Source organism: Halorubrum ejinorense, assembly GCF_039522565.1.
Classification (GTDB): domain Archaea; phylum Halobacteriota; class Halobacteria; order Halobacteriales; family Haloferacaceae; genus Halorubrum; species Halorubrum ejinorense.
Map to the genome: position 1 here is coordinate 63,917 of NZ_BAAADQ010000015.1, position 25,277 is coordinate 89,193.

Below are 25,277 nucleotides of genomic sequence, written 5' to 3' on the forward strand. Positions count from 1 at the left end.
GGTCGTGTATGCAACGCGGCCGCCGGAAGCCGGACTGGCTGAAGTCGCGCCCGCCGTCCGGGAGTCGGTTCACCGAGATCAAGTCCACCCTCCGCGACCACGACCTCCACACGGTCTGTGAGGAGGCGAACTGCCCGAACATGGGCGAGTGCTGGTCGGGGAACGACGGCCCGGGCACGGCGACGTTCATGCTCATGGGCGACCGCTGCTCGCGCGGGTGTAACTTCTGTGACGTCGAGACGGGCGGCATGGAGGCGCTCGACCCCGACGAGCCGGCGAACGTCGCGGACGCGGTCGCGGAGATCGGGCTGGACTACGTCGTCCTCACGTCCGTCGACCGCGACGACCTCGCGGACGGCGGGTCGGCCCACTTCGCCGAGACGATCCGCGCGATCAAGCGCCGGGACCCCGAGATCCTCGTCGAGACGCTCATCCCGGACTTCGGGGGCGACCCCGAGGCGGTCCGCCGGATAATCGACGCCGAGCCGGACGTGATCGCGCACAACGTCGAGACCGTCGAGCGGCTCCAGTGGCCGGTGCGCGACCGCCGCGCGAACTACGAGCAGTCGCTGGCGGTGCTCGATCAGGTCGACCGCGAGTCCGACATCCACACCAAGACGAGCCTCATGCTCGGCGTCGGCGAGTACGACCACGAGGTGTACCAGACCCTCGGCGACCTCCGCGAGGTCGGCGTCGACGTGGTCACCTTCGGCCAGTACCTCCAGCCGTCCCGGTCGCACCTCGACGTGTTCGAGTACGTCCACCCCGACGTCTTCGAGACGTGGCGGCGGGTCGCCGAGGAGGAGTTCGAGTTCCTCTACTGCGCGTCGGGCGCCATGGTCCGCTCGTCGTACAAGGCCGGCGAACTGTTCGTGGAGGCGCTGTTGCGCGACGACCGCTCGCCCGAGGACGCGAGACGACGCGCCAGAGCCGCCGGCGGCGACTGAGGGTCCGGTCCTCGCGGACCCCGGTCGCCGGTCTCTCACCGCTCCCTCGCGGAGCCTGACCCGCCGACGAACCGAGAGCCCGCGGCGGCCGCCTCGAAACCCGCGCCCCTTAGCCAGTTGTCAGGCCATTTCGCCGCCGACGTTTGTCCGAACAGCGAGTTATTTACCTCTCGGTGACTCACCCTGCGTCAGTGAGACGTACACATGGGTACAACTGACTCGTCGTTCGTCGACTCGGCGCGGGCCCGGCCGGGGCTTCTCTTCGTCGCTCTCCTCGGCGGCCTGTTGCTCGTCGACCTCGCGGCGAAACTCGCGGGTGTCGGCCTCGGGCCGATCGGGGGGTCGATCTCGGTCGCTCGGTTCGGCTCGAACCTCTGGAACGGAATCGTGATCGGCCTCGTGATCGGGCTCGCCGGCATCGGGCTCTCGATGACGTACAGCATCCTCTCGTTCGCCAACTTCTCGCACGGTGACCTCGTCAGCGTGGGCGCGTTCACCGGGTGGGGCGTCGCCTTCCTGATCGCCGGGTTCGGCGAGGCGTCGGTCCGGGCGCTGGTGACCGTCCGCGACGCGGGCAGCGCCTCCCCGGGCGACATCGGAGCGCACATCCTCACCACGCCCGGCGCGATCCTCGTCGGTCTGGTGACGGCGTTCGTCATCACCGCGTTGCTCGCGGTGGGGCTCGACCGCGCCTTCTACAAGCCGATGCGGGACCGCGACGGCATCTCGCTGCTCATCGCCTCCATCGGCGCGGCGCTCATCGTGCGGTACCTGCTCCAGTTCGGCTACGGCTCCGGCCGTCGCGGCGTGACCGCGAGCGTCGAGCAGTCGAACCTCGCGTTCGGACCGCTCGGCCTCTCGGTGAACGCGCACGAACTCACCATCCTCGTGGCCGCGGTGGGGCTGATGCTCGCGATGCACGCCATGCTCCAGCACACGAAGCTCGGGACCGCGATGCGGGCGATGGCCGACAACAAGGACCTGGCGCTCATCACCGGAATCCCGGCCGAGCGCGTCGTCACCGCCACGTGGATCATCGGCGGCGGGCTCGCCGGCGCCTCCGGCTACCTCTACGTCCTGCTCCGCGGGACGATCCAGTTCGACTTCGGGTGGCTGCTGCTCCTGCTCATCTTCGCGGCCGTAATCTTAGGCGGGATCGGTTCCGTCTACGGGGCCATCGTCGGCGGCCTCGTCATCGGGGTCGTGTTCACCACCTCGACGATCTGGATCCCGTCCGACTTCAACCAGGCCGCGGCGTTCGCGGTGATGATCACGATGCTCCTGTTACGCCCGGAGGGGCTGTTCGGAGGTGTTTCGACCGCATGAGCGGCGCGGACACCGCCGACGACGCGCCCGAGAGCGCCACGGCGGCGCTCGTCGACGCCGCTCGCGAGAGCGACTTCGGACTCGTCGTCGGGACGCTGCTCGTGGTCTACGCGGCCGCGACCGTCCTCACGTTCACCGACGGGCTCAACAGCGTCGTCGGCCTGCTGGAGACGCTGACGTTCCTCGGGTTCGTCTACGCGCTCACCGCACTCGCCCTGAACCTCCAGTGGGGGTACACGGGGCTGTTCAACATCGGCGTCGCGGGCTTCATGGCCGTCGGCGTCTACACGATGGGGATGGTCGTCCGGTCGCCCGACCCCGCCTTCGGTCCCCCCGGACTGGGGCTCCCCCTCCCGGTGGGAATCGTCGCCGGCATGGGGATGGCGGCGCTCCTCGGCGCCGTCGCCGCGCTCCCGGCGCTGCGGCTCAAGGCCGACTACCTCGCCATCGTGACGCTCGGGCTCTCGGAGATCATCCGCCTGTCGCTCCAGTCGAGCGCCTTCGACAACTTCCTGCGCGACACGATCGGCGCCGGGACCGGCGGCGGCCGCGGGATGGGGATGCCGGACAACCCGGTCCGGGACCTGTTCTTAGTCGACGGCCAGGCGGGGACGCCGACCGCGTTCGGCGAGCTCGTCTTCGGCGTCTTCGGCACCGAGGGCCTCGGCATCGCGCACCCGATCCTCATCGGCTGGGGGTACATCGCCGTCCTCGCCGCCTTTCTGGTCGGCTTTTACTTCCTGCTCGAACGCCTCGGTCGCTCGCCGTTCGGTCGCGTAATGAAGGCGATCCGCGAGGACGAACTCGTCGCCGACTCGCTCGGGAAGAACGTGAACCTCGTGAAGATCAAGGTGTTCGTCATCGGCTGTGCGCTGATGGGACTCGCCGGCATCCTCTGGTTCGGCAGTCAGGGCAACATCTCCCCGACCCCGCAGTTCCGACCCCTCTTGACCTTCTACGTCTTCATCGCGGTGATCATCGGCGGCTCCGGGTCGAACACGGGATCCGTCCTCGGCGGCATCGTCTTCGCCGCGGCGCTGTTCGAGGGACCGCGCCGCATCGGCGGGACGGTCCGGGGACTCATCGACGCGCAGACCCCGCCCTCGTTCGCCGACGCGGTGATCTCGCTCGATCCGGTGGCGTTCCTCGCGTACGCGACTGACAACGTCGCGCCGCTCCAGTTCGTCTTCCTCGGGATCGTCTTGGTGTTCATCATCCACCGGCGGCCGGAGGGCATCCTCGGCGACCGGATCGAGACGGCCGCGGCCGTCGACCTCTCCGAGCGGCCCGCCGGAGGTGACGCCGATGAGTAGCGACATCCCCGACGCGGCCGACGCGGCCGACGTGGCCGACACGGTGGACGCGGGCGACGCGGCCGTCGACGAGCCGGAAGCGAACGACAGCGAGGTCGAGGAGGCGGCGAAACACACCCCGTCCGGGGCGCCGCCGCTCCGCGTCGAGGGCCTCGTCAAGCGGTTCGGCGGCGTCACCGCGGTCGACGGCGCCTCCTTCGAAGTCGAGGCCGGGTCGTTGACCGGGCTCATCGGCCCCAACGGCGCGGGCAAGTCGACGACGTTCAACTGTATCACCGGCGTCAACGAGCCGACCGCCGGACGCGTGTACTTCGACGGCGAGGACATCACCGGGCTCAAACCGCACCAGATCGCCCGAAGGGGGCTGGTTCGAACGTTCCAGATCGCCCGGGAACTCTCCGAGATGACCGTCTTAGAGAACCTCATGCTCGCGCCCCAAGGGCAGATCGGCGAGTCCGCGGTCCGCGCGGTCACGCCCGGGCTTCGCGGGTCGGTCGTCGAGGAGGAGACGGAGATCCGCGAGCGCGCCTGGGAGACGCTGGAGTTCTTCGAGATCGACCACCTCGCGCACGAACACGCGGGGAACCTCTCCGGCGGCCAGCGGAAGCTGCTGGAGATGGCTCGCGTGCTGATGACCGACCCGGAAATGGTGCTGCTCGACGAGCCGCTCGCCGGGGTCAACCCGACCTTGGAGGAGAAACTCCTCGACCGCATCCACGACCTGCGCGCGGACGGCTACACCTTCCTGCTCGTCGAACACGACATGGACATCATCATGGAGAACTGCGAACACGTCATCGTCATGCATCAGGGCAGCGTTCTCGCCGAGGGCACCGGCGACGAGATACGGAACGACGAGCGGGTCATCGAGGCGTACTTGGGTGAGGACCTATGACCGCTGACGGCGCGGTCGACGCCGACGCCGAGTCCGCCGCCGACGGAGACGACGGCCCGGTCGATCCCGCTACGGACGCCGCCACGGCCGCGGACGACACGTCCGAGGGGGACGGTGTAACCGCCACGGAGGCCGAGCCCGCCGACACCGCCGCGGACGCCACCGCCGGCACCGCCCACGCGATCGACGGCGACGCGATCTTGCGGATCCGCGACCTCGACGCCGGCTACGGCGACCTCCAGATCCTCTCGGAGGTGACCCTCGACGTCGCCGACGAGGAGTACGTGACCATCGTCGGGCCCAACGGGGCCGGCAAGTCGACCGTGATGAAGACCGTCTTCGGACTCACGACCCACATGGGCGGCACCGTCGAGTTCGAGGGCGCGCCGATCCACGGGCTCGCCCCAGAGCAGATCATCCGCGAGGGGATCGGGTTCGTCCCGCAGAACGACAACGTGTTCCCCGGTCTCAGCGTCCGCGAGAACCTCGAAATGGGCGCGTACATCCTCGACGAGGTTCCCGAAGACCAGATCGAGACGATCTACGACCGGTTCCCGATCCTCCGCGAGCGCAGCGAGCAGAAGGCGGGGACGCTCTCGGGCGGCCAGCGCCAGATGGTCGCGATGGGCCGTGCGCTCATGCTCGACCCCGACCTCCTGTTGCTCGACGAGCCCTCGGCCGGGCTCGCCCCCGACCTCGTCTCCGACATGTTCGACCGGATCGACCGGATCAACGAGGGCGGGACGGCGGTCCTGATGGTCGAACAGAACGCGAAGGAGGCCCTGCGCCGCTGTGACCGCGGCTACGTGCTGGTAAACGGCGGGAACCGGTACACGGACCGCGGCGAGGTGCTGCTCGGCGACGAGGACGTCCGGCGCGACTTCCTCGGCGGATAATCGAACTACCGTCGGGGACCGGTCATCTACGAATCGGTCCCGGGCATCGCTGTCGGTCATTCGTCCGACAGTAGGGATGGACCGACGACGAACGGCACCAAAGCCCCAGTCGCTCGGCCGTACGTCGACAACTTCTGACTGACAACGAACGGCACCAAAGCCCCAGTCGCGAGGCGACCGCACGCTCGCTGTGCGCCTCGCTCGTTCGCTCCGCTCACTCGCCTCGGTGCTTACTTCGCCTGCGGTCGCCTCGCGACTGCCCCGTTGAGTCCCGCCCAACGCCGCACCACCGGAAGACGGTCCTGCTCGCTCACTGCGTTCGCTGCGCGGGCTGCGACTTCCGTACTCCCGCTCGCTCCTTCCGGTCGCTCGCGGGACCGCACCTCACCCCTCCCCAGCCTCGTCGCTCACGCCCTCCGGGCGTTCGCGACTCCCTCGCGCGTGCTCCTCGCGGCCGCCGGTGGCGGCCGCTCGCAGGCACGCGCCACCGCATCGTCTGATAGACCGCTCCGCAGGTGTCTCTCGTCGCGGCGAACCGCATCGGACGGACCCGCGGCTCACGCGGGTCGAAAAATCGGAGAAGGTCGGTCGAACCCCTACTCGTTCAGGACGCTCGACCACTGACTGGTGTACGTCGCCTGGTTCGGCTCGAAGGAGACGCGCTGGTCGATGGTGCCGTCGCGCTCTTCGAAGGCGTTCACGTACGACTCTTCGAGCGACTGCCCGTAGGCGTCGTTGAGATACAGCGTGCCGGACGTCGACGCGCCGACCGTGTCGCTGACCGCGAGGTCGGCCATCGCCGGACCCTGAAGCAGGTCCGAGGGCGCGGTCCGGAAGATGTAGCCGTTGTCTTCGAGGTCCGTGACGTTCGGGTCGGTCGACGACGGCGAGATGCCGACGACGCCGTTGGGGATGAACACCTGGTCGGAGACCTGAAGGTTGACGTTCGAGGACGCCGGGCCGACGACGGCCCCGAAGCCGGCGTTGACGAGGGCGTTCGCGCCCGAGATACCTGCCTGGGGGTCCGTCTGCGTGTCCTCGACACGAGTCTCTACGTCGACGTTGATGCCGGCGTCGTTCACCTGCGTCGCCGCGAGGAGCGCGCCGTCGCGGATCGGTCCGCCGAGCGGACCGAGGTCACCGGTCTCCGGCATCAACACGCCGATGCGAGCCGTGAACGAGTCGACGCCGACGGGGTCAGCCGCGGTGGCGTTTTGATCCTCCTCGCTGAGCTCGTTGCCGAACTCGACGGTGTCGAGGGTGACCAGTTCGCCGTCCTGGAAGTCGACGATGTCGTAGGCGGCGGTCGACATGTCGCCGTTGACGTCGAAGTTGACGCTCGACGACGCCCCCACGTAGTGGACCGGGTCGCCCGCGGCGACCGTCTCGACAGCCTCCGGCAGGTCGGCGGGCCCGAACTCGTCGCCGCCGGGGTTCGCGACGGTGCGGACGCGGTCCCGGATCGCCTCGCCGCTGTTCTCGCCCGCGGCCGTCGCCGCGAGGATCTCGACCGCCATCGCGTCGTACGCCTGCGAGGTGAACACGCCCGGCTCCTCGCCGTACTCCTCTTGGTACGACTCCGCGAAGAAATCGGCGCCCGGGCCGCCCGCGGAGGGCGCGGTCCCGATGACGTTGTTCATGTCGTTGTCGACCTCGGCCGGGAGGTCGGCGTCGATCAGTCCGTCGGGGACGATGATGTCGAGATCGGGGGCACTGTCGGCGAAGTCCGAGTAGAAGTCGCGGAACAGCTGAATGCCCGACTGCGGGAAGCCGACGACCATCACGGCGTCGGGGATGGCGTTCTGACCGTCGCCACCGTCGCCGCCGTCGGAGCCGTCGGACCCGTCGGACCCGTCGCTGCCGTCCATCCCGTCGCCGCCGTCCGAACCGTCGCCGCTCTCGGTCGAACAGCCGGCGATTCCGGCGATTCCGACCGCACCGGCGCCTTTGAGTACGTCGCGTCGCTGGATTCTTCTCGTCATCCTGTGATCGGATACCACAGGAACGTTTATAAGTGTATCCACGCCCACAAATACGACGGCACTGCCGCCGTCGACGGCGAGACGGAGACTGATCGGGATAGATGCGCTCTACGGGTCGTTCGCGGTTCTCCGATCGCGGTCGCCAGGAAAATCGTCGCGGACTTCTGACAGAACGACCCTCGGGTCGAGTGTGGTCCTGTGAGTCGACGCCGCCGACGCGGCGTCAGTACCCCTGCGCGTTCCCGTCCTTCCGGGGCTCCGTGGCGGCGGAGAGGACGCCGTCGCGGCTGCGGGCGATCTGTGCGCCGCCGAACATCACCGGCGAGAGCGTCCTGACGTCGTGGTCCTTCCGGACCAGCTTGGCGGCCGCGTCGTCGTCGAAGTGGGGTTCGAGCGCCAACTCGCCGCTCTCGCGGTACCGCCACCGCGGCTCGTCGAGCGCGCGCTGGAGCGGCATCCCGTAGTCGACGATGTTCGAGATCATCTGGACGTGGCCCTGCGGCTGCATGTACCCGCCCATCACGCCGAACGCCGCCCAGTCGTCCTCGTCGAACCGGACGACGCCCGGGATGAGCGTGTGGAAGGGCCGCTTGCCGGGCTCGAGCGCGTTGGGATGCTCCGGGTCGAGCGAGAAGGACGCGCCGCGGTTCTGGAGGGCGATGCCGGTCTCGCCCGCGACGAGTCCGGAGCCGAAGCCGGCGAACCGCGAGTTGATGTACGAGACGACGTTGCCCTCGTCGTCGGCGACGGTGAGGAGGACGGTGTCGGCGTCCTCGGCGTTCGCGTCCGGCACGCCGAAGGACACGTCGTGCGAGGCGGTCTCACCGATACCCGCGGCGCGCTTCGCGGCCCACTCGTTCGACGCGAGCGGCGGGATATCCTCGTACTCCGGATCGGTGATGTAGCGGTGGCCGTCGTGGAAGGCCCGCTTCAACGCCTCGGCGAAGTAGTGGACGCGCTCCGGCGAGTCGTAGTCGTACTCGCCCGCGCCGAGCTCGGACGCGACGTTGAGCGCCTCCAGCGCGATGAGTCCCTGGTTGTTCGGCGGGAGCTCGTACACCTCGGCGCCGTTGTAGGTGGTCGACACCGGCTCCGGCCACTCGACCTCGAAGTCGGCGAGGTCGTCGACGGTCATGAACCCGCCCTGCGACTGGACCTCGTCGGCGATGGCCTCGGCTATCTCGCCCTCGTAGACCACGTCGGCGCCCTCCTCGGCGATCTTTCGCATCGACTCGCCCAGGCGCGGCATCGTCACCGTCTGCCCGACGCTCGGCGGCTCGTCGTCGAACAGGAACGCCTCGCGGGCGTGGTCGTCGCTGAACAGCGCGTCGGCGCTCGCCCAGTAGGAGGCGATGACCTCCGACACCGGGTAGCCCTCGGTCGCGTAGCGGATGGCCGGCGCGAGCGCGTCGCCGAGCGTCAGCCGTCCCAGCTCCTCAACGGTCGCCTCCCAGCCGCGCGCCGTCCCGGGAACCGTGACCGCGTGCGGGCCGTAAAAGGGCATCCCCGCCTCGCCCGCGTCGTCGACCGCGTAGCCGCCGTCGTCGGGGTAGTAGGATTCGGCGTCGTCGTCCTCGGCCAGCGCGTCCCGTACGTTCGCTATCGTCGCGTCGGCCGGCGCGCCGCCGCACGAGCGCATCGCGCCGACCTCCCCGTCCGCGGTCCGGTAGAGCGCGAACACGTCGCCACCGAGCCCCGTCGAGGTGGGCTCGACGACGTTGAGCGCGGCCGCGGTCGCGACCGCGGCGTCGAACGCGTTGCCGCCCTCGCGTAGCGCTTCGATCCCCGCCTCGCTCGCGAGGGGTTGACTGGTCGCCACCACGCCGCGCTGGCCGTACACCGTCGACCGGCGCGACGTGAATCGGTCTAAGTCCGGGTCCATACACACTCGTCCGGGAGCCGGGAGAATAAAGCCACGACCGGATGAGTCCGGTGTCGGCCTCGTCGGTCCGGCGGGCCGGCCGCGACTCCGGACCGCGTGGCGTCGAGGACCGAGGGCCGATCCCGGACGGTCGGCCGTTCAGGAGTGTTTTGCCGCGAGGACCTCGATCTCGTCGATCTGCGGGTCTTCCGCGAACAGCTCGTCGGCCCGCTCCATCAGCTCCGCCGCGATCTCGCCGTCGAGGTGCGCCTGCCGGCCCTCCTCGTCGGGGAACGTATCGAAGATGCCGAACGTGGTCTCGTCGAGCCGGAGCGCGAACCACGTCGTCGTCTCCGGTTCGGCCTCGGCCGCCGGGAGGGCCGACTCGAGGAACTCGGCCACCTCGTCGGCCTTCTCCGGCTTCGCTTCGAGCCGCGCCTGGAGCGCGTATTCAGAGTCGGACATTCCAGTAGATCGGAGGGCTCTGACGCGTAAAACACCCGTGACACCGGGTATCCGGACGACCGGACCGGTGGCCGCGACGGCCCGGAACCGGGGCAGTAGCGACGAGGCTCACCGGCGCGTCGTCACTCCTCGAACTCGGCGTAGTGGCGAACGAGTCCGCACTCGGGACACGTCACCGTCGTCAGGCCCTTCCGCTCGTTCATTCCGAGTCTACCGAGCAGCCCCGACCGCTTCTCGCCGGTCGTGATGTGCGCGTTCCACGCGTCGCCCATGTTGAACTCGACTTCCTCCATCGTGACGCCGCAGTCCGGACAGCGGTGGTCCGTGGGCGCGGACTCGCGGGGCGACCTGAAAACAGTTGGTTCGCTCGCCCCTTCGGACGAGGAGACGGGGGACACTCTCCGATCGAAGTTTGAACAAGCGCTATAGGTCCCTGTACCGTGTTTGTGACTATGCAACGAAGACGGTTCCTGGCGCTCGCCGGCACCGGCGCGGCCGGTTCGCTCGCGGGGTGTGGCGGCAGCGGTGGCGAGGCCGGCCGGTCGCTCCGAGAGCACCCGGCCGCCGCGGGATTGGACGGGCTCCCGCGACAGGGCCCGCTGGACGGACACGCTGTCCTCACCTTCGAGGATCCCTCTTGTCCGCGGTGTCGCGCCTTCCACGAGGACGTCGTGCCCGCGATCCGGTCGAACGTCGTCGACCCCGGCGAAGGGGCGTACGTCCTCCGGACATACCCGGTCGTCTACCCGTGGGGCGAGCCGGCGACGCAGGCGCTCGCGTCGACGCACGCTCGGAGCGACGCCGCCTTCTGGTCGCTGCTCGACCACTACTTCTCGAACCAAGACCAGTTCGACGCGGACAACGTCCTCGACCGGACCGAGACGTTCCTCGACTCCCGGACCGACCTCGACGGCGCCGCGGTCGTCGCCGACGCCGAGAACGAGGCGCACGACGAGGCGGTTCAGGGCAACCTCGACGCGGCGGAGGCCGCCGACCTCGGCAGGACCACGCCCACGGTCCTGCTGTTCCGCGACGGACAGTACGTCACCTCGGCCAACGGGAGCGTGAGCTACGACCTCATCGCGGAGACGCTGGGGGTCGACGGCTGATGGAGGTCCTCGGCCGCGGCGTCCGGCTACCGACGGGGCGTGACGACCTGCGGCTGATGGGTCGGACCGCGCGGCTGGTCCTGACGCTGCCGGTCTACGCCGCCGTCTCGGTCCTCGCGGCCGTCCTCTCGCTGACGGCGTTCGTGGTGTCCCTGAACGTTCAGTTCGTGCTGGACGTGGTCGTCGGCGGCTCGCTCCCGCCGGCGAGTCGGCTGACGATCCTCGCCGAACTCTACCCCTTCGTGGGCACCTCCTTCGGCCCCGCACAGGGGGTCTTGCTCGTCGTCGTGGCGCTTTTGACCGGCCTCGACGTCGCGATGGCGACGTACCACTTCCGCGAGCACGGCCTGGACCTCCAGCAGGGCGGTGCCGGTGCCGCGGGCCTGATCCTCGGCACGCTGGGGGCGGGCTGTGCGGCCTGCGGCTCGGCGGTGTTGCTCGGACTGCTCTCGCTCCTCGGCATCTCGACCTCGCTCCTCTTCCTCCCGCTGGACGGCTTGGAGTTCGCGCTGGGCGCGCTCGTCGTGTTGACGCTCTCGATTTACTGGCTCGCCGACGGGATGCGCGGCGGAGAGATCAACGGTTGCCCGGTCGACGTGTAGCCGACTTCGGTACCCGCGGCAGTTCGCGAGACGCGGGCTCGCTTCGGTGAGGACTCGACTTCTCCCGTCCGAACCCGCGATACGCCGCTGGCCGCGACCCGTATCTGGTCGGTCTCTCGCGTCGGAGTCTCGCTCGTTTGCCTCCGAGAGCCGGCTTCCGGGCCTTCGTGAACCGGCCTCTCGGCCCTTCGTGAGGCCGTCCCGCCCGACGGCTCCTCGAAACAGAGTGGAATTAGACTAGTCTAAAAATCTAGTTAGACCAAAACAATCATATGCGCCGACGTCTCTAATCTTCACTAAGATGGAAGAAGTACGGGATCAGACCGAGATGACACGCAGACGGGCACTTCTCGCGGGATCGGGCGTTCTGACCGCAGGAGTGGCCGGCTGTACGGGGAGCGCCGATCCGGGTGCGGGTTCGAACGGGTCCGGTAACGGCGACGGTCCCGTCGTCGTCGCGTCTTTCTTCAGTTTCTTCGACTTCGCTCGGGAGGTCGCCGCGGACACGCCGGTGACGGTCAAGAACCTGGTCCCGACGGGTCTGCACGGTCACGGCTGGGAACCGAACGCGAGCGTCACCAAAGAGATCATCCAGGCGGACGCGTTCATCCACGTCGGGCAGGACTTCCAGCCGTGGGCCGACCGCGCGATCCAGACCCTCGAAGACGACGACATCGACACCGACCTCATCAACGCTCGCGAGGGCGTCGAACTGGAGTCTCTGGCGGCGACGCTGGACAGAGAGGAGGAAGGCGTCGGCGAGGGGCGCGGGATGGATCCCCACTTCTGGCTGGATCCGCTGCGAGCGAAGCAGTCCGTCGACAACATCACCGAGGGCCTCGTCGAACTCGCCCCGGACTACGAAGCGACCTTTCGCGATAACGCCGAGGCGTACAACGCCGAGGTGCTCCAACGCATCGACGAGGACTACGCGGACATCTTCGACCGCGCCGATCGGAAGGTCGTTCAGTTGGCCGCCCACAACGCGTTTCAGTACATCGGCGTCCGCTACGGGGTCGAGATGCGCCCGCTGGTCGTCAACCTCGCCGCCAGCGGCGACGTGAAACCCTCCGACATCACGGAGGCGAAGCGGGTCATCGAGGAGAACGACATCAACTACATCGCCAGCGGGGTCTTCGAGTCCCGCAAGCCCGCGAAACAGCTCCTCGCCGAAACGCAGGTCCAGGCGTACTTTCCCGTCACCCCCTACGCCGGCGTTCGTGAGAAGTGGGTCCAGAACGACTGGGGGTACGAGGAGATCGCCTACAACATCAACATGCCCACCTTCGAAGTCGTCCTCGGCAACAAGGACCCGGAGGAGGCCGGCCCGGAGGGCTGGCACGAAGAGTGGAGGAACTTCGAATGACGCGTTCCATCTGGGGAAACGACGCCGCGAACGCGGCCGACGTGAGCGCCGGAGACACCCTCATCGACCTGTCCGACGTCGCCTTCGGGTACACCGCTGCGAACGTCGTCGAGGACGTCTCGCTTTCCGTCGACGCCGGCGAGTACGTCGCCGTCGTCGGCCCGAACGGGTCGGGGAAGTCGACGTTGATGAAGCTCATGTTGGGCCTCCTCCGCCCCGACACCGGTGAGGCACGACTGTTCGGCGAGCCGTCGCACGCCTTCGACGACGGCTCGCGAATCGGCTACGTCGCCCAGCACGCCAGCGCCTCCAAGGAGATGCCCATCACCGTCCGCGAGGTCGTCAAAATGGGCCGATTCCCCCACGTCGGCTTCGGTTTCCTCTCCGGCGCGGACTGGGATATCGTCGACCGCTCGCTCGACACCGTCGGAATGTCGGCCTTCGCCGACCGCCGAGTGACCAAGCTCTCGGGCGGCCAGCGCCAGCGAGCGTTCATCGCCCGCGCCCTCGCCGGCGAGGCCGATCTGCTCGTCCTCGACGAGCCGACGGTCGGCGTCGACGCCGAGTCGGTCGACGCCTTCTATGACCTGCTCGAAACGCTCAACGACGCCGGCATCACGATCGTCCTCATCGAGCACGACCTCGGTGCCGTAATCGACCACGCGGAACGCGTCGTCTGTCTCAACAAAGCGGTCTACTTCGACGGCCCGACGGCGGAGTTCGCCGAGAGCGACGCTCTTAGCAGAGCCTTCGGAGCCGCCACGGGCGTCTTGCGTGAGAGCCAATGATCCTCTCGATGGCGCCGCTACTCCAGACGGGTCCGATTGATCTCCTCTTGGCCCCGCTGTACGTGTTCCTCGAACGCTGGTCGGATCTCATGTTCCTCTTGGCAGAGATCACCGGACTGGAACTGCTGGCGTTCCAGTTCATGCACCGTGCCATCCTCGTCGGTATGTGCATCGGCGTGATGGCTCCGCTCATCGGAACGTTCCTCGTTCACCGGCAGCTCGCCCTCATCGGTGACGCACTCGCGCACACGGCGTTCGCCGGCGTCGCAGTCGGCTTGTTCCTCAACGCCGTCCTCGAGTTCAGCGTCTCGCCGTACCTGACCGCGGTCGTCGTCGCGATGCTCGCGGCGCTGCTCATCGAGGTCATCTCCGAGGCGACCGACGCGTACAACGACGTCTCGATGGCGATCGTCCTCTCGACGGGCTTCGCACTCGGGACGGTGCTCATCAGTCTCAACGCCGGCGGGCTCTCGGTCAGCGTCAATCAGTACCTCTTCGGAAACCTGTCGACGGTGTCGGAGGAAAACGCCGCCATCCTGCTCGTGCTGTTCGCGATCATCGTCGCGGTCATCGGACTCACTCGAAACCAGCTGCTCTACGTCACCTTCGATGAGACTGCCGCCCGGGTCTCCGGACTCTCGGTCACCTGGTACAACCGGGTCACGGTCATGCTCACCGCGTTGGTCGTCGTCGGGGCGATGCAGATCATGGGCGTCATCCTCGTGGCGGCCATGCTGGTCGTCCCCGTCGCGGGAGCGACCCAGGTGTCGAAGAGTTTCACCCAGTCCATCCTCGTCTCGATCGTCATCGCGGAACTCGCAGTCCTCCTCGGCATCGGGGCGGCCTACTACGGCGAGGCGACGGCCGGCGGCGTCATCGTCCTGTTCGCGGTCGGCATCTACGTCGCCGCCGTTCTGATCGGGAAGGTGCGGACGAACGCCGGCGAGACGGCGTCTCCCGAACTCGGTGCGATCGACACGAGCGACAGCGACCCCGATTCGAACTGAGGGCGGCTCCGACGACGGGTGCGGCCCAACAGTTTCCCGTCGGTACGGCCTCGACGCCCTCACGCCCTCGTTCCCGTCGCCTGATCCTCGTCGGACTGCGTGTTCGGCGACCTCTGTTCGGTCGATTTCGGCCGTGAACGGCCACTTGCTAGCCAATTTCGAATATGTAGGATATATGTCTTATAACCCCCTACAAGACAGATGTTAATTATTTCTAACAACATTTTTAATGAAAGAAGGTGGCGACGAACCCGCGCGGCGGCGCCGGCCGTCGCCTCCCCACAGACAATGACGGACGACAATCGCCCTTCGATCGACGTACCGAGTTCGGACATGACCAGGCGGAGTTGGCTCAAGGGACTGATCGCGAGCGGCGTCCTCGCGGGCGGCGGAACCGTCACCGCCGGCGCGGCCGCCACCGACATCGAGCGGGTCGGGGCGGGCAGCATCGCGCGGGTCCAGCCGACGGCGGCGGGCGCACCGCCCCGAACGATCTACGCCACGGACGACCTCTCGGCGCCGTACCCCTCGAACGACTGGTGGACGACGCTGCTGTGGCGCCCGCTCTCGGAGAACCTCTGGGTCCACCCCTTGGCCGCGCGCGTCACCGAGACGGGCCTCGCCGTCACCTACCCGGACGAGTGGCGGGTCGGCGACGCGCCGTTCACGTGGGGCGGCCGGACGAACGACTTCGCGGAGCTGACGGCGTCGCCGGACGCCAGCACCGAGCCGATCGATCCGGACCTGACCGTCTCCCACCCGGACGTCGACGGCGACGCCCCGGCCGAGGTCGCCGACTACGGCGACTGGTCGGTCACCTACCGGCGGACGGACGGCGAGGCGAGCCTCGAGGCGACGCTCGCGCAGGGCTCGCCGTTCGTCTACTTCGAGACGACGGCGGGCGGCGTCGACGTATCGTTCGACGGCGAGGTCTCCGTCTGGCACGAGCGCAATCACGTGCTGGGCGTGACGGTCGGAGACAGCCACTACGGGCTGTTCGCCCCGCCGGGCGCCTCGTGGGACGGCGTCGAGAGCGACGCCGTCTCGTCGGCCCTCGACGGCGCGGGGTACGCCTCCGTCGCTCTCCTGCCGGAGGCGACGCCGGACGTCCTGAACGCCTTCCGCCGGCGCGCGTACGCCTTCGTCACCGACACGACGGTCACGTGGGAGTACGACGCGGAGCGTTCGGCGGTCGTCACCGACTACGAGTTCGACCTCGACGCGAAACGCGGCGGGGCCGACGAGACGCTGACGGCGCTGTATCCGCATCAGGCGAAGCGAACGGGAGCCGACCTGCGCGACTGGTCGTACGTCTCTCCGCGCGGCGAGATGCCCGTCCACGCCGGGTCGTCGTTCGCGACCGAACTCCCGTACCGCGGTGTCCTCCCGTTCCTCCCGGACGCGACGGACGTGCCCGACCTCTCGGAGCACGTCGACAGCGCCGCGGCGGCCGACCCGCTGATCCGGGACGACCTCGGCGACGGCACCTACTGGACGGGCAAGAACTTCGAGCGGCTCCTCCAGTTGGCGCCGCTCGCCGAGCAGGTCGACGACGAGGCCGCCGCGGGGCGGTTCCAAGATGCGATCCGCGAGGAGTTGGAGACGTGGTTCACCGCGGACGCCGACGGCGACGTGGCCGAGGAGTTCCTCTTCTGGTACGACGACGCCTGGGGAACGCTGAACGGCGCCCCGATGGGCTTCGGCGCCGACGCGGACCTGAACGACCACCACTTCCACTACGGCTACTGGGTGAAGGCGGCGGCGGAGATGGCGCGGAGCGACCCGGAGTGGGCGCGCGAGGACGCGTACGGCGGCGTCGTCGACCTCCTCGTCCGCGACTACGCGAGTCCCGACCGCGACGACCCTCGCTTCCCGTTCCTTCGGAACTTCAGCCCGTACGCCGGGCACTCGTGGGCGTCCGGCAGCGGCGAACTCCCGGCCGGGTGTAACCAGGAGTCGTCGTCGGAGGCGATCAACGCCTACGCCGCGATGGTGCTGTGGGGCGAACTGACCGGCGACGAGGCGATCCGCGACGCGGGGATCTACCTCTACACCCACGAGGTCCACGCCGCCCTGGAGTACTGGTTCGACGTCGCCGACGAGAACCTGCCCGACGAGTGGCCGTACGACTACGCCGGGATGGTCTGGGGCCGCGGGTACAAGTACGCCACGTGGTTCAACCAGGACCCGGAATCGATCCACGCGATCAACTACCTGCCGGTCGGCGGGCACTCGCTGTACCTCGGCTGGAACCGCGACGCCGCGGCAGCGAACTGGGCGACGCTCCTCGAGAACGACGGGGGCGGCGAGACGTTCGACCTCGGGTGGTACACGGACATCCTCTGGGAGTTCCGGGCGCTCTCGGCTCCGGCCGCGGCGCGGTCCTGGTACGAGAGCGACTACGCCCCCGGCGACTTCGCGGAGTCGCGCGCCCACACTGCCCACTGGGTACACACCCTCGACGCCGTCGGCGTGCCCGACGCGACGGTGACGGCCGACACGGCGTTCTACTCGGTCTTCAGGGACGGCACCACGCGGACGTACGTCGCCTACAACGCCGACGACGAGGCGTCGACGGTGTCCTTTTCCGACGGCACGGAACTCGCCGTCGAACCGCGGGCGACGGCGACGACGACCCGCGCGTTCGAGTCGCTGCCCGAACTCTCCGGGTCGTTCCCGCGCGTCGAGGGTGCGGGCGCCGACGAGGAACCGGACGGAAACGGCGGGAACCGCGGTCGGGGAGCGGCTGGCCGGGGGAGCCGCGACCGTGGAGAGTCCGGGTCGGGACAGCACGGGAAGTAGCCCTCACTCCGTCAGCGGACCGCTCCGAGGCGACCGCGCCGGCGGTCCGCGACGGCGACGCCGCTTCAAGCGGTCGTTACGAGCGAAAATCGGTGGCCTCGGCACTCACGACTCACAATCTATCCATAGTGAATCTGTTTAGAGCAGTTATAGACGCTGTTCAATCCATAATCCGTTCACTCTATTATACTACTCTTTGAGTAGTGTGCCCAACAAAGAAACGTAGACTCGTACGAGTAGGAGCCTTGACTACTGAAGACCCATTATGTCCGGATCGGCTCCGAACAGGGCATCTCCGATTGTAGTTGCTTCACCATCATCTACAGAACTGAAATGTGCTAGAAATTCACCGTCAGCAAGCATGTAATACGCACCTGAACTGTAGCGACTGCTTCCAGGTGATGCGCGTCGGAATCCTAGCACTCGGTAATCAGCCCCATTTGGCTGTGCGACCTGTAACCGCTTTCTTCCCGTCTCTTGATCTCCGATTTCAGCAATAGTCTTCGTGTCCCCTTCAGTCATATCGTGCTCGTTCGCAAGCTCATTTAGTGGCTCAAAGACTCCGCTCTGTAGCGCCTTCCGAATTTTTGGATGACGACTCTCCAAATCCTCAAGAAGTGCTTCTAGCTCGCCCTGCGAAATATAGAAATCACTAATCCCATCATTTTCCGGCAAGCTATGGAAATGAGCAGCGTATTCTGGACTTGCTGACTCAGATTCCGATGTTACTACATTCATTTCGGGCTGGAAGCGCAATGATATAAATTTCTCACCGCTGCTGTATTGTGATTCTGATTCGCTCAGCTTCAGACCATGCATTTCGAGATACTGCTTGAACTGAGAAGCGAGAAAATCAGATCGGTCCGATGGGCCTTCCTCATCGGTGTTCTGGAATTCAAGCATCTCGTCAATGTTACTGTGGATATTCTCCCAAGAAACAGTCCCGTAATGCTCCTCTTCCACTTGAAGCAGTGATTTGTAGTCCCCCATCTCATCTACTGTAAGCTCTTGAACCTGGAATTTACTCTCCTGAACAATTACATACTCATCGCCAACGTGGATGACCCCATCTACTCTTTTTTCACTCTCTCCCGGGTTTTCATCGGTTGGATGATATTCTTCGTCTTCTAATGGGTTGTGACCTGTTCCGGACACACCCACCAGTAAAACAGTTCGTCCTGTGGTGTCGATATCACGAATTTGGACCTGTGTACTAGTAGAGACGTTCTCAGAAGTCGCTACATCCAGTAAATCAGAACCAATGGCTAGATCTTTTGTTATAGCGCTGAGGACTGCTTCGACTAGTTCCTCATCACCGAAATCAATCAGATGGAGTTGTGCTTTGGTCGTGTTATCTTCAAGTTGTTTTCCGGGGTCTGCGGCGTCATCTCGTTCACTCGGTCCTCGAAACGAGACGAATATGTTCCTGTATCGTCCTTCCATATCAATCCTGACTCTGAATTTATATAAAAACCCAATCCTCACAGTTTCACTTCTGGTAATGGTCGCGATTCAGTCGTCACATCCATCGTTACTATCCATACGCCTAGGTTCATCCGGTCGTAATTGTCTATTGTGAGACACGAATGAGCAACGACGAGCCACAGCAGACGGAATGGGAGAGTGAAGTCGGACTATCCGAAGAGACGACCTACGTCGCGCTGTATCCGAATCGTAAGCACGCTGAAGAGTGGATGACGGAGGCCGAAGAGCAAGGCTACGGGAGTCGATCGAAGTACCTCTATGAACTGATACAAGAAGCTCGTGCTGCGCGTCAAGAGGGGTTCCTCGCGTACAGTCAGAACGAATCGAAGGTGGAAGAACTACAACTACAAGTCGAGCAGTTACAGGACGAGCTCGAAAACGCGCAGAACTCGGAACCCGGCGAGATCGAAATCGCTCACGAGGAGTTCGTGACGACGTTCCTCACTGAGAACTACCAACCCCTGAATAAGGTACTCCACCAAGTCACAGATAGCGGTGTTCTGACAGGCATCGTGAAAGACGCGGTTGAGGATCAGCTGTTCGACCTCGCGGAAGAGAACAAGGTCGAATACAAGCAGGGGTACGGTTGGCGACTCGCCCACAACAATGCTGACGAGGAGGTGGTCGAGGCATGACGGGCGAGACTCGCGAGAAGATTTACGAGAACGAGCACGACGCGGTCAACGACTTCATCGAGCGTAAGGAGGCAATGGGTCGCAGTCGTCGGACGCTCAACGCCTACTCTCGAACGCTGAAGTCGTTCTTCCACGAGGAATTTCCCGATCTCGCCCCTCAAGATGTCGAGGTGCGCCATATCGAGGACTACGTCGGCGCACTCGCTGCCCGCGATCTCTCGCAAAACACGAAGCGGAGATACCTCGAATCGCTGTCCTCGTTCTTCGGGTGGGCGATGAAGCGCCCTCGGTTCGAGAATATCACCGGTAACCCCGCAGCAGTCGTCCTCGAAGAGATCCCACAGAAGTACCGCGAGCGTCCCGACTGTGCGACGTGGGAGAGCGCAAAGAAAATCATCCATAATATCGCTGAACCACGAAACAAGGCGATCGCCGTCATTCTCGCAAAAACTGGATGCCGGATTCGGGAGGCGCTCGAAATCGAACACGACGACCTGATGCTCGACGAGGGATTCATTCGCCTCCGTGAGCGGAAAGGTGGCAGTCAGACCGTCGTTCCTGTTGATAACGAGGTCGAGCACGCCATCAAGCGGTATCAACTCATCCGACCAGACGACGACTCAAACTATCTGTTTCTGAGTGTCCGTGGCAATCGAGTGAACACGACGCAGGTCCAGCGGGCTGTCCGAGACGCTGCGGTCAAAGCAGGCGTGATGGACGAGGGCGAGACGCGCTTTCACCGCAAGTTCACGCCTCACACGTTTCGGACGGTGTTCACGACGCTGATGCGGAATCAGGGGATGAAGGACCACATCCTCCAGCACATCCGCGGTGACGCCAATAACCGAACAATGGACGTTTACACCCGGGTCGATCGGAACGACGCTCGACAAGAATATCTCGAGTGTATCAAGTCACTCGACTTGTAGACCTCTTCTCGTAGAGCATTTTGCGGAGACGACAGAGACAGGGTCGTGAAGACAGTCGATGGGCAAGGTGCCTGTGTTCTATCGGAAGTACATTGAACCACGGAGACAACCAAGCGTCTTCGATCTCAGGGGAACGGTGTAGTGACGAATCTCCTACAAAATTCTGTGTGAAGTCCTGCTCAACGAGATTTAGATCGTGACTCCACTGTCGCCGGCACGTCTGCTTTCGCGTCTCGTCAAAGAGACCGCACGCTGTCCCTGTTCGTGATACCGGTGCCTACGATGTGACAGATATCTCCTGTAATGCGAGAGCGACGAGTCTGCTGTCGTCTCTGCGATCGGGATTATTCGGTCTTGTGGAACCCAAGAACGTTGTCAACGATATGTAGGAGTCCCCATAACGGTAGACCAACGACAAGTATCCCGAACCAGAAGACGAACATGGCGATGGGTAGTGGGTGAGGGAGCACGGTGATCGGCAGACCAACCGCGTTGAGACCGATGGCGACGAGCATCGAGACGAACCCGATCATGTTCAGTGTGCCGAGCGCCCGTCGTGGTGACTGGAACGGTCCTCTGGGACTTGACCACTCCCACGAGTCGTTGTCTGTCGAAGTTTCCTTGTCGATCGTCTCGTAGTCGGTTGCGGTTCCACACTCGGGACAGTACGAAGCGTCGTCAGCAAGCTCTGAACCACACCGTTGGCAGTAGTTAGGCATGCCGTGGCGCTCGGAAAAGATGCTAATGACTTTTTTGATAGCGTTTCTATTCCGGAAATTGTGAAAATACAGAGATAGACATTCTCCTTTGTTCTGTCGAAGCGGTCTTAGCAAAATCGCGTTTTTGTCGTCTCTCTGTTATTGGTGACCTTAGCAGAATAGTCCGTCTGACGATCGAGCATATCGGGCTTTATGATCTATTAGTGGAGATGATCCGTTGTTTAGGAGTTAGTTGTTTTCGTTAGAACAGATTTGAGCTATTTAATAATGAGTGTGAAGATAGGTGTTTGAGAGATATCGAGTAAGAGAATTTGATCTAAACATTGCTGAACTCTTCTAGTTGATTCAGCTGATCTTACTCTACTAGTACAGCATACAGCTAAAAAGCTAGCTAAAGCTAGTAAAAAACTCAGTTTGTTCGGTGTTGATGTATCCGAAGAGAGTCATGCTAAAAGCTACCATGTTAACTCTTCTTCCTAAATATGGGCCTATTTTAGCTCGTGTAATTGATAATAGGTAGTCTCTGACCCTCGGGGGTGGAGCCACGAAATTCAGTTGGACTGTGGTCAGTTCGCCGGAAGGCTTCACCGAGGACATAACATATGTCTAAAACGCAATCAGAAGACGAACGAAACGCACAACGAACAGACTCCAACTCGGGGTCTCCGTCCGAGGCTGATCATCGAGAGCAGCCCGATAATCTCTCATCGAATTTCTCAGAGTACTCCGACGAGAAACTCGCGGAGATGTCCGAGTCGGCACTGAAGACGGGCTCTATCGAAGAACTTGAGCAGGCTCGAAAACGGTCACTACAACGAGCAAAAGTTGCTAGACTCGCCAGGCAGTATGAGTCGATACAGTCAACAGGTTCGGTTAAGCAACTCAAGCAGGCCCGCCAGCGGTCACTCCGAGGTTATACTGACGAGGAGTTCGCTCGCCGGTGCAGACGAGCGAGGGGTGAGTCAGTAAACTCGGAGAGGGTGAGTCCGGTCACAGCAACCGATGAGCAGCCGGCACCTCCGGCCCTCGCAGACTACGAGTTGAAGCAGGTCATCTGCGAGGAGTTCGGCAAGGAGGGCTGGTCGGTAATGAAGCCGCTCCTGGCGACCCACGCAACGCTCCTACTCGACGACATCGAATCGTCCCGAGCGATGATGGTCGAGGGCCAGTCGGGCGTCGGCAAGACGATGCTGCTCAAGACGTTCGGAGATCTCAACGAACAGTTCTGTCGTCGTTCAGATGTCACTCCCGCCTCCTTCGTGAGCGCGGGGGGTTCAAATTCCGACAACGACTCGACGAACAATGACCTGCTTCCGCTGCTTGAAGGCCGCACGCTCGCGGTAGGAGATGCGCAAACTTTGTTCGCCGGCAGCGAGCGGACTGTCGAGAGCACATGGCGAAAGTTGGCGCGGATAATGGACGGTGACGGTTACTACCGTCAGACCGCAACCGGTGGCAAAGTCGGGTACGATGACATACGGTTCAATTTCATCGGTGCGACAACGCCCCTGAGCCCGCGGGCGTGGAAGATGATGGGTAACGTCGGGCAGCGTCTTCTGCTCGTCCAGTGGCCTGACGAGGACTACGACGGCGACTGGTTGTGCTCGGTTGTTGAGGGGGGTGAACACCAGCCCATCGAGCGTGGACGTGACGCCGTTCAGGAGTTCCTACAAGACCTATGGAACTACCACGGCGGCACTGAGAGTGTTACGTGGACTGACGACTCAATAAGAAAAAACGTTAGAGTACCCATCCAGCGCCTCGCAAGAGTTGTTGCCCACGCCCGTGGTTCGGTTCATGACGGTGCAGTACAAATCGAGGCCCCGAAACGAATCGGAAAGTTGCTCCACGACCTCGCCCGTGGTCACGCGCTAATCCACGGTCGCACCCACCTCGAACTCGAAGACGTCGAGGCGTGTGGCAGGGTCGCCCTGAGTACGATGCCGGCGAAACGTCGGGGCATTGTCCGGGCGCTCCTTGACCCGAACAGGGACGACCCTCTTACCGCCGGCGACGTAGAGATGATACTGGACGTGAGTCGGCCGACTGCCCGCAACCGTATCGACGAGATGGTGGCTCTCGGTATCGGGGATGTCGTTGAGGAGACCGGACGGGGAGGGACTACGAAGGCGGTCGTGGTGAACGCGGAGTTCCGCTGGCCCGATGGGATAGCGTTCCCCGACTTCTAGCGTCTCACGGCGTCGCTTCTTTTTCGATGTCCGCTTCGTGAAGCTGTAAATATCTTCGAGGTACCCCCGTACGTCGTTCGTAGCCCATCAATAGGCCCCGTTGCGACGTTAGACACGGGGTTTCAATAACACGAGCGAGTGTTTTTCGAGATCTCTTTCAGCTTCGACCGAATCGCTGGTGGCGACTAATCATAACAGAATTTATAATATATCGACTACGTTAAAATACGCTAATAAGCCGTTTATAATCAACTAAGAGAAAATGTACTACAAAAGTATCAAATATATGAGTTAATTATTTCCGTGCTGGTCACGTGTTCCGATACGCAATGAGTCTGGAACTGTACGAGCGGTTTGAGCGGCAGACATCGATCGACTCTAGTAGAGAAGAGGGTAATGCCATAGGGACATTCCGCCCCATGATTATCGACTGCCTCCTTAGGCACCTGGAGCGGGTTGCTGACCAAGGTAATATCGACGGGTGGATGGATTACGTCGACCCAAAACTCACGTACTGGGAAAACAGAGCACATCTGAAAGAGAAAGCGGGTGCGACGGGGTTTGATTCGCCGTTCAAGCCGGAGAGGGAGAGATGGGTTTCAGATATGCTAGACAAACAGGAAGAGTATGAAGAACAACACGAGAACGAAGAACCCAATGTGCCGAAGCGTTCCGCCGGTAGTACAGGGGGCCGCACGGAACCGGAAAGTGAGCTGGGGAAATGGGCGAGAGAGCATGCCGAGGATCGGCCACGACCGGGTGATGGCGGAGAAGAAATCCTACTCAAAAGAGAGCGCGAACGAACGTGGCAAGAACAGCAAAGAGATTGGCAACACTGACGACATCAATCTCAAAACTGTCGTCGTCGTCGATTCTAAATCGTATGATTTCGCGCTTTGAGTAGAACATCACCGTCTCTACGGCTTTCACTTGATCTAATGTATCCCTCATGGTATCCTGCTGCTCCCGCTTCTCGTGCGAGTCTCTACGGTTCACGACGAGAGACAATCGTGTATCAATCCGATTCGTCGGATTCGAGTTCTTCGGCATCGACCTCGCCCGCGAGGAATCGTTCCCCGAGGTCAGTAACGCGGTAGTTCGAGGCGTCGACGCGTTGTAACAGTCCTGCGTCAGTCAGCTTTCGGCAACGACGAGAGAGGTATTCCTGTGTGTAGTCGATATTCGCTGCAATGACGCTTGGAGAAGCGACGATCTCCTTGTCATGTAGAAACTCGAGCACCCGTTCATCAGCCTGTGTCATCCAGTCAACCCGTGGTCGCATCTAACGACGAGATACAGGTTTTAGCTGTTTCAGAAGGCGTTAAAACGTGCCTAGAGACAGTAAAAAGCAGTTCTACAAACACAGAATTTTGTGGTTAATGCTAAGTTGATAGAGATGTATCGTCGACCCAATGGAATTAGGCCGGCGTGTACTCAAACAGCAGGAAGCCGCCTACGAGAAAGAAGAGGATCAGTATGCCGAAGAGATGGAGCGACTCGAAACGCTACCGAAGGCGTTCGAGGAAGATACGTGGACGTGGGAAGATCTAGAGTGGATTGTGCGCTGGAAGATGACCGGCTCACCATTTGTCGGAAAGGTTCTCGATGATTTCAATTCAAACGACGAGACGTTTGTCACCTCCCAAATTGAGAAATCGGTCGCTGCCTCTTCACCAGGTGAAAAACTCTCATATCTGATCGAGATCTCCGGTGTCGCTGAACGGATGGGTTCTGCATTTCTCTTGTTTATGAACCCCGATCGCTTCACCGTGCTCGACTGGAAGGCATGGAGTGTCCTACACGAGAGCGGATACTTGCCCGACGAGATGCCTGATGACCCCTCTGTCGACGATTACTTAGTGTATCTTGGATCGTGTTGGGCGATAGCGAACGAGTACGATGTTAGTCTCCGAACGCTCGATATGGCACTGTGGGCGCTCGGAGGCGATGAGTGAACTGCC

Annotated in this window: 23 protein-coding genes; 16 read left to right on the forward strand and 7 right to left on the reverse strand. The window is 63.5% G+C overall.

What is annotated here, in order from left to right; translation table 11 throughout:
- Positions 1 to 8 precede the first annotated feature (8 nt).
- From lipA to ABDZ89_RS13585, 5 genes are all read left to right on the forward strand, one after another.
- Positions 9 to 947, forward strand: coding sequence for a lipoyl synthase (gene lipA, locus ABDZ89_RS13565; protein ID WP_343779994.1), 939 nt, complete (start codon positions 9 to 11; stop codon positions 945 to 947).
- A gap of 204 nt (positions 948 to 1,151) precedes the next feature.
- Positions 1,152 to 2,273: a branched-chain amino acid ABC transporter permease gene (locus ABDZ89_RS13570; protein ID WP_343779995.1), complete on the forward strand. Its 1,122-nt coding sequence runs from the start codon at positions 1,152 to 1,154 to the stop codon at positions 2,271 to 2,273.
- Positions 2,270 to 3,586, forward strand: a complete 1,317-nt coding sequence (locus tag ABDZ89_RS13575) for a branched-chain amino acid ABC transporter permease (RefSeq protein WP_343779997.1) — start codon at positions 2,270 to 2,272, stop codon at positions 3,584 to 3,586. Before ABDZ89_RS13570 ends, ABDZ89_RS13575 begins: the two co-directional genes overlap by 4 nt.
- Positions 3,579 to 4,481 carry an ABC transporter ATP-binding protein gene (locus tag ABDZ89_RS13580; RefSeq protein WP_343780000.1) on the forward strand — a complete coding sequence of 301 codons (903 nt, stop codon included), beginning with the start codon at positions 3,579 to 3,581 and terminating at the stop codon, positions 4,479 to 4,481. The genes ABDZ89_RS13575 and ABDZ89_RS13580 overlap by 8 nt, the downstream gene beginning before the upstream one ends.
- Entirely contained in the window at positions 4,478 to 5,377 is a 900-nt protein-coding gene (locus ABDZ89_RS13585) for an ABC transporter ATP-binding protein (protein WP_343780002.1), read from the forward strand. The genes ABDZ89_RS13580 and ABDZ89_RS13585 overlap by 4 nt, the downstream gene beginning before the upstream one ends.
- Before the next feature lie 596 nt (positions 5,378 to 5,973).
- On the opposite strand, the gene ABDZ89_RS13590 is transcribed toward ABDZ89_RS13585, so the two are convergent.
- The 4 genes from ABDZ89_RS13590 to ABDZ89_RS13605 all read right to left on the reverse strand — a co-directional run bounded on the left by ABDZ89_RS13590 (position 5,974) and on the right by ABDZ89_RS13605 (position 9,978).
- Entirely contained in the window at positions 5,974 to 7,359 is a 1,386-nt protein-coding gene (locus ABDZ89_RS13590; RefSeq protein WP_343780005.1) for an ABC transporter substrate-binding protein, read from the reverse strand.
- Between the two features lie 223 nt (positions 7,360 to 7,582).
- A complete protein-coding gene (locus ABDZ89_RS13595) occupies positions 7,583 to 9,241 on the reverse strand; it encodes a gamma-glutamyltransferase family protein (protein WP_343780007.1) in 1,659 nt (552 codons plus the stop codon).
- A 138-nt stretch (positions 9,242 to 9,379) separates the two neighbouring features.
- Positions 9,380 to 9,685 carry a putative quinol monooxygenase gene (locus ABDZ89_RS13600; protein WP_343780009.1) on the reverse strand — a complete coding sequence of 102 codons (306 nt, stop codon included), beginning with the start codon at positions 9,683 to 9,685 and terminating at the stop codon, positions 9,380 to 9,382.
- Between the two features lie 122 nt (positions 9,686 to 9,807).
- Positions 9,808 to 9,978: a hypothetical protein gene (locus tag ABDZ89_RS13605; protein WP_343780011.1), complete on the reverse strand. Its 171-nt coding sequence runs from the start codon at positions 9,976 to 9,978 to the stop codon at positions 9,808 to 9,810.
- A 159-nt stretch (positions 9,979 to 10,137) separates the two neighbouring features.
- On the opposite strand from ABDZ89_RS13605, the gene ABDZ89_RS13610 reads away from it, so the two are divergent.
- From ABDZ89_RS13610 to ABDZ89_RS13635, 6 genes are all read left to right on the forward strand, one after another.
- Positions 10,138 to 10,794, forward strand: coding sequence for a DsbA family protein (locus ABDZ89_RS13610; RefSeq protein WP_343780013.1), 657 nt, complete (start codon positions 10,138 to 10,140; stop codon positions 10,792 to 10,794).
- A complete protein-coding gene (locus ABDZ89_RS13615; protein ID WP_343780015.1) occupies positions 10,794 to 11,396 on the forward strand; it encodes a hypothetical protein in 603 nt (200 codons plus the stop codon). The genes ABDZ89_RS13610 and ABDZ89_RS13615 overlap by 1 nt, the downstream gene beginning before the upstream one ends.
- Positions 11,397 to 11,697: 301 nt before the next feature.
- Positions 11,698 to 12,762 carry a metal ABC transporter substrate-binding protein gene (locus ABDZ89_RS13620; protein WP_343780017.1) on the forward strand — a complete coding sequence of 355 codons (1,065 nt, stop codon included), beginning with the start codon at positions 11,698 to 11,700 and terminating at the stop codon, positions 12,760 to 12,762.
- Positions 12,744 to 13,550 (forward strand): metal ABC transporter ATP-binding protein, encoded by an 807-nt coding sequence (locus tag ABDZ89_RS13625; RefSeq protein WP_343780019.1) that lies wholly within the window; start codon positions 12,744 to 12,746, stop codon positions 13,548 to 13,550. Before ABDZ89_RS13620 ends, ABDZ89_RS13625 begins: the two co-directional genes overlap by 19 nt.
- The gene (locus ABDZ89_RS13630; RefSeq protein WP_343780021.1) at positions 13,547 to 14,557 is read left to right on the forward strand and encodes a metal ABC transporter permease; all 1,011 of its coding nucleotides are present in this window, start codon (positions 13,547 to 13,549) and stop codon (positions 14,555 to 14,557) included. Before ABDZ89_RS13625 ends, ABDZ89_RS13630 begins: the two co-directional genes overlap by 4 nt.
- 333 nt (positions 14,558 to 14,890) lie before the next feature.
- Positions 14,891 to 17,359: a glycosyl hydrolase gene (locus ABDZ89_RS13635; RefSeq protein WP_343780023.1), complete on the forward strand. Its 2,469-nt coding sequence runs from the start codon at positions 14,891 to 14,893 to the stop codon at positions 17,357 to 17,359.
- Positions 17,360 to 17,608: 249 nt separating this feature from the next.
- Here ABDZ89_RS13635 and ABDZ89_RS13640 read toward each other — a convergent pair whose 3' ends face one another.
- Positions 17,609 to 18,802, reverse strand: coding sequence for a hypothetical protein (locus ABDZ89_RS13640; protein ID WP_343780026.1), 1,194 nt, complete (start codon positions 18,800 to 18,802; stop codon positions 17,609 to 17,611).
- A 143-nt stretch (positions 18,803 to 18,945) separates the two neighbouring features.
- On the opposite strand from ABDZ89_RS13640, the gene ABDZ89_RS13645 reads away from it, so the two are divergent.
- Both ABDZ89_RS13645 and ABDZ89_RS13650 read left to right on the forward strand, forming a co-directional pair.
- Positions 18,946 to 19,479: a hypothetical protein gene (locus tag ABDZ89_RS13645; RefSeq protein WP_343780028.1), complete on the forward strand. Its 534-nt coding sequence runs from the start codon at positions 18,946 to 18,948 to the stop codon at positions 19,477 to 19,479.
- Positions 19,476 to 20,408, forward strand: coding sequence for a tyrosine-type recombinase/integrase (locus ABDZ89_RS13650; protein WP_343780031.1), 933 nt, complete (start codon positions 19,476 to 19,478; stop codon positions 20,406 to 20,408). The genes ABDZ89_RS13645 and ABDZ89_RS13650 overlap by 4 nt, the downstream gene beginning before the upstream one ends.
- A 344-nt stretch (positions 20,409 to 20,752) precedes the next feature.
- Here the strand turns inward: ABDZ89_RS13650 and ABDZ89_RS13655 are convergent, their stop codons facing one another.
- Positions 20,753 to 21,127, reverse strand: a complete 375-nt coding sequence (locus ABDZ89_RS13655; protein WP_343780033.1) for a zinc ribbon domain-containing protein — start codon at positions 21,125 to 21,127, stop codon at positions 20,753 to 20,755.
- Between the two features lie 602 nt (positions 21,128 to 21,729).
- On the opposite strand from ABDZ89_RS13655, the gene ABDZ89_RS13660 reads away from it, so the two are divergent.
- Together ABDZ89_RS13660 and ABDZ89_RS13665 are read left to right on the forward strand one after the other, a co-directional pair.
- The gene (locus ABDZ89_RS13660) at positions 21,730 to 23,316 is read left to right on the forward strand and encodes a winged helix-turn-helix domain-containing protein (RefSeq protein WP_343780035.1); all 1,587 of its coding nucleotides are present in this window, start codon (positions 21,730 to 21,732) and stop codon (positions 23,314 to 23,316) included.
- 329 nt (positions 23,317 to 23,645) lie between these two features.
- Entirely contained in the window at positions 23,646 to 24,155 is a 510-nt protein-coding gene (locus ABDZ89_RS13665) for a hypothetical protein (RefSeq protein ID WP_343780037.1), read from the forward strand.
- A gap of 176 nt (positions 24,156 to 24,331) precedes the next feature.
- Here ABDZ89_RS13665 and ABDZ89_RS13670 read toward each other — a convergent pair whose 3' ends face one another.
- Positions 24,332 to 24,598, reverse strand: coding sequence for a MarR family transcriptional regulator (locus ABDZ89_RS13670; RefSeq protein ID WP_343780039.1), 267 nt, complete (start codon positions 24,596 to 24,598; stop codon positions 24,332 to 24,334).
- 130 nt (positions 24,599 to 24,728) lie between these two features.
- On the opposite strand from ABDZ89_RS13670, the gene ABDZ89_RS13675 reads away from it, so the two are divergent.
- Positions 24,729 to 25,271, forward strand: a complete 543-nt coding sequence (locus tag ABDZ89_RS13675) for a hypothetical protein (RefSeq protein ID WP_343780041.1) — start codon at positions 24,729 to 24,731, stop codon at positions 25,269 to 25,271.
- The last annotated feature ends 6 nt before the right edge of the window (positions 25,272 to 25,277 follow it).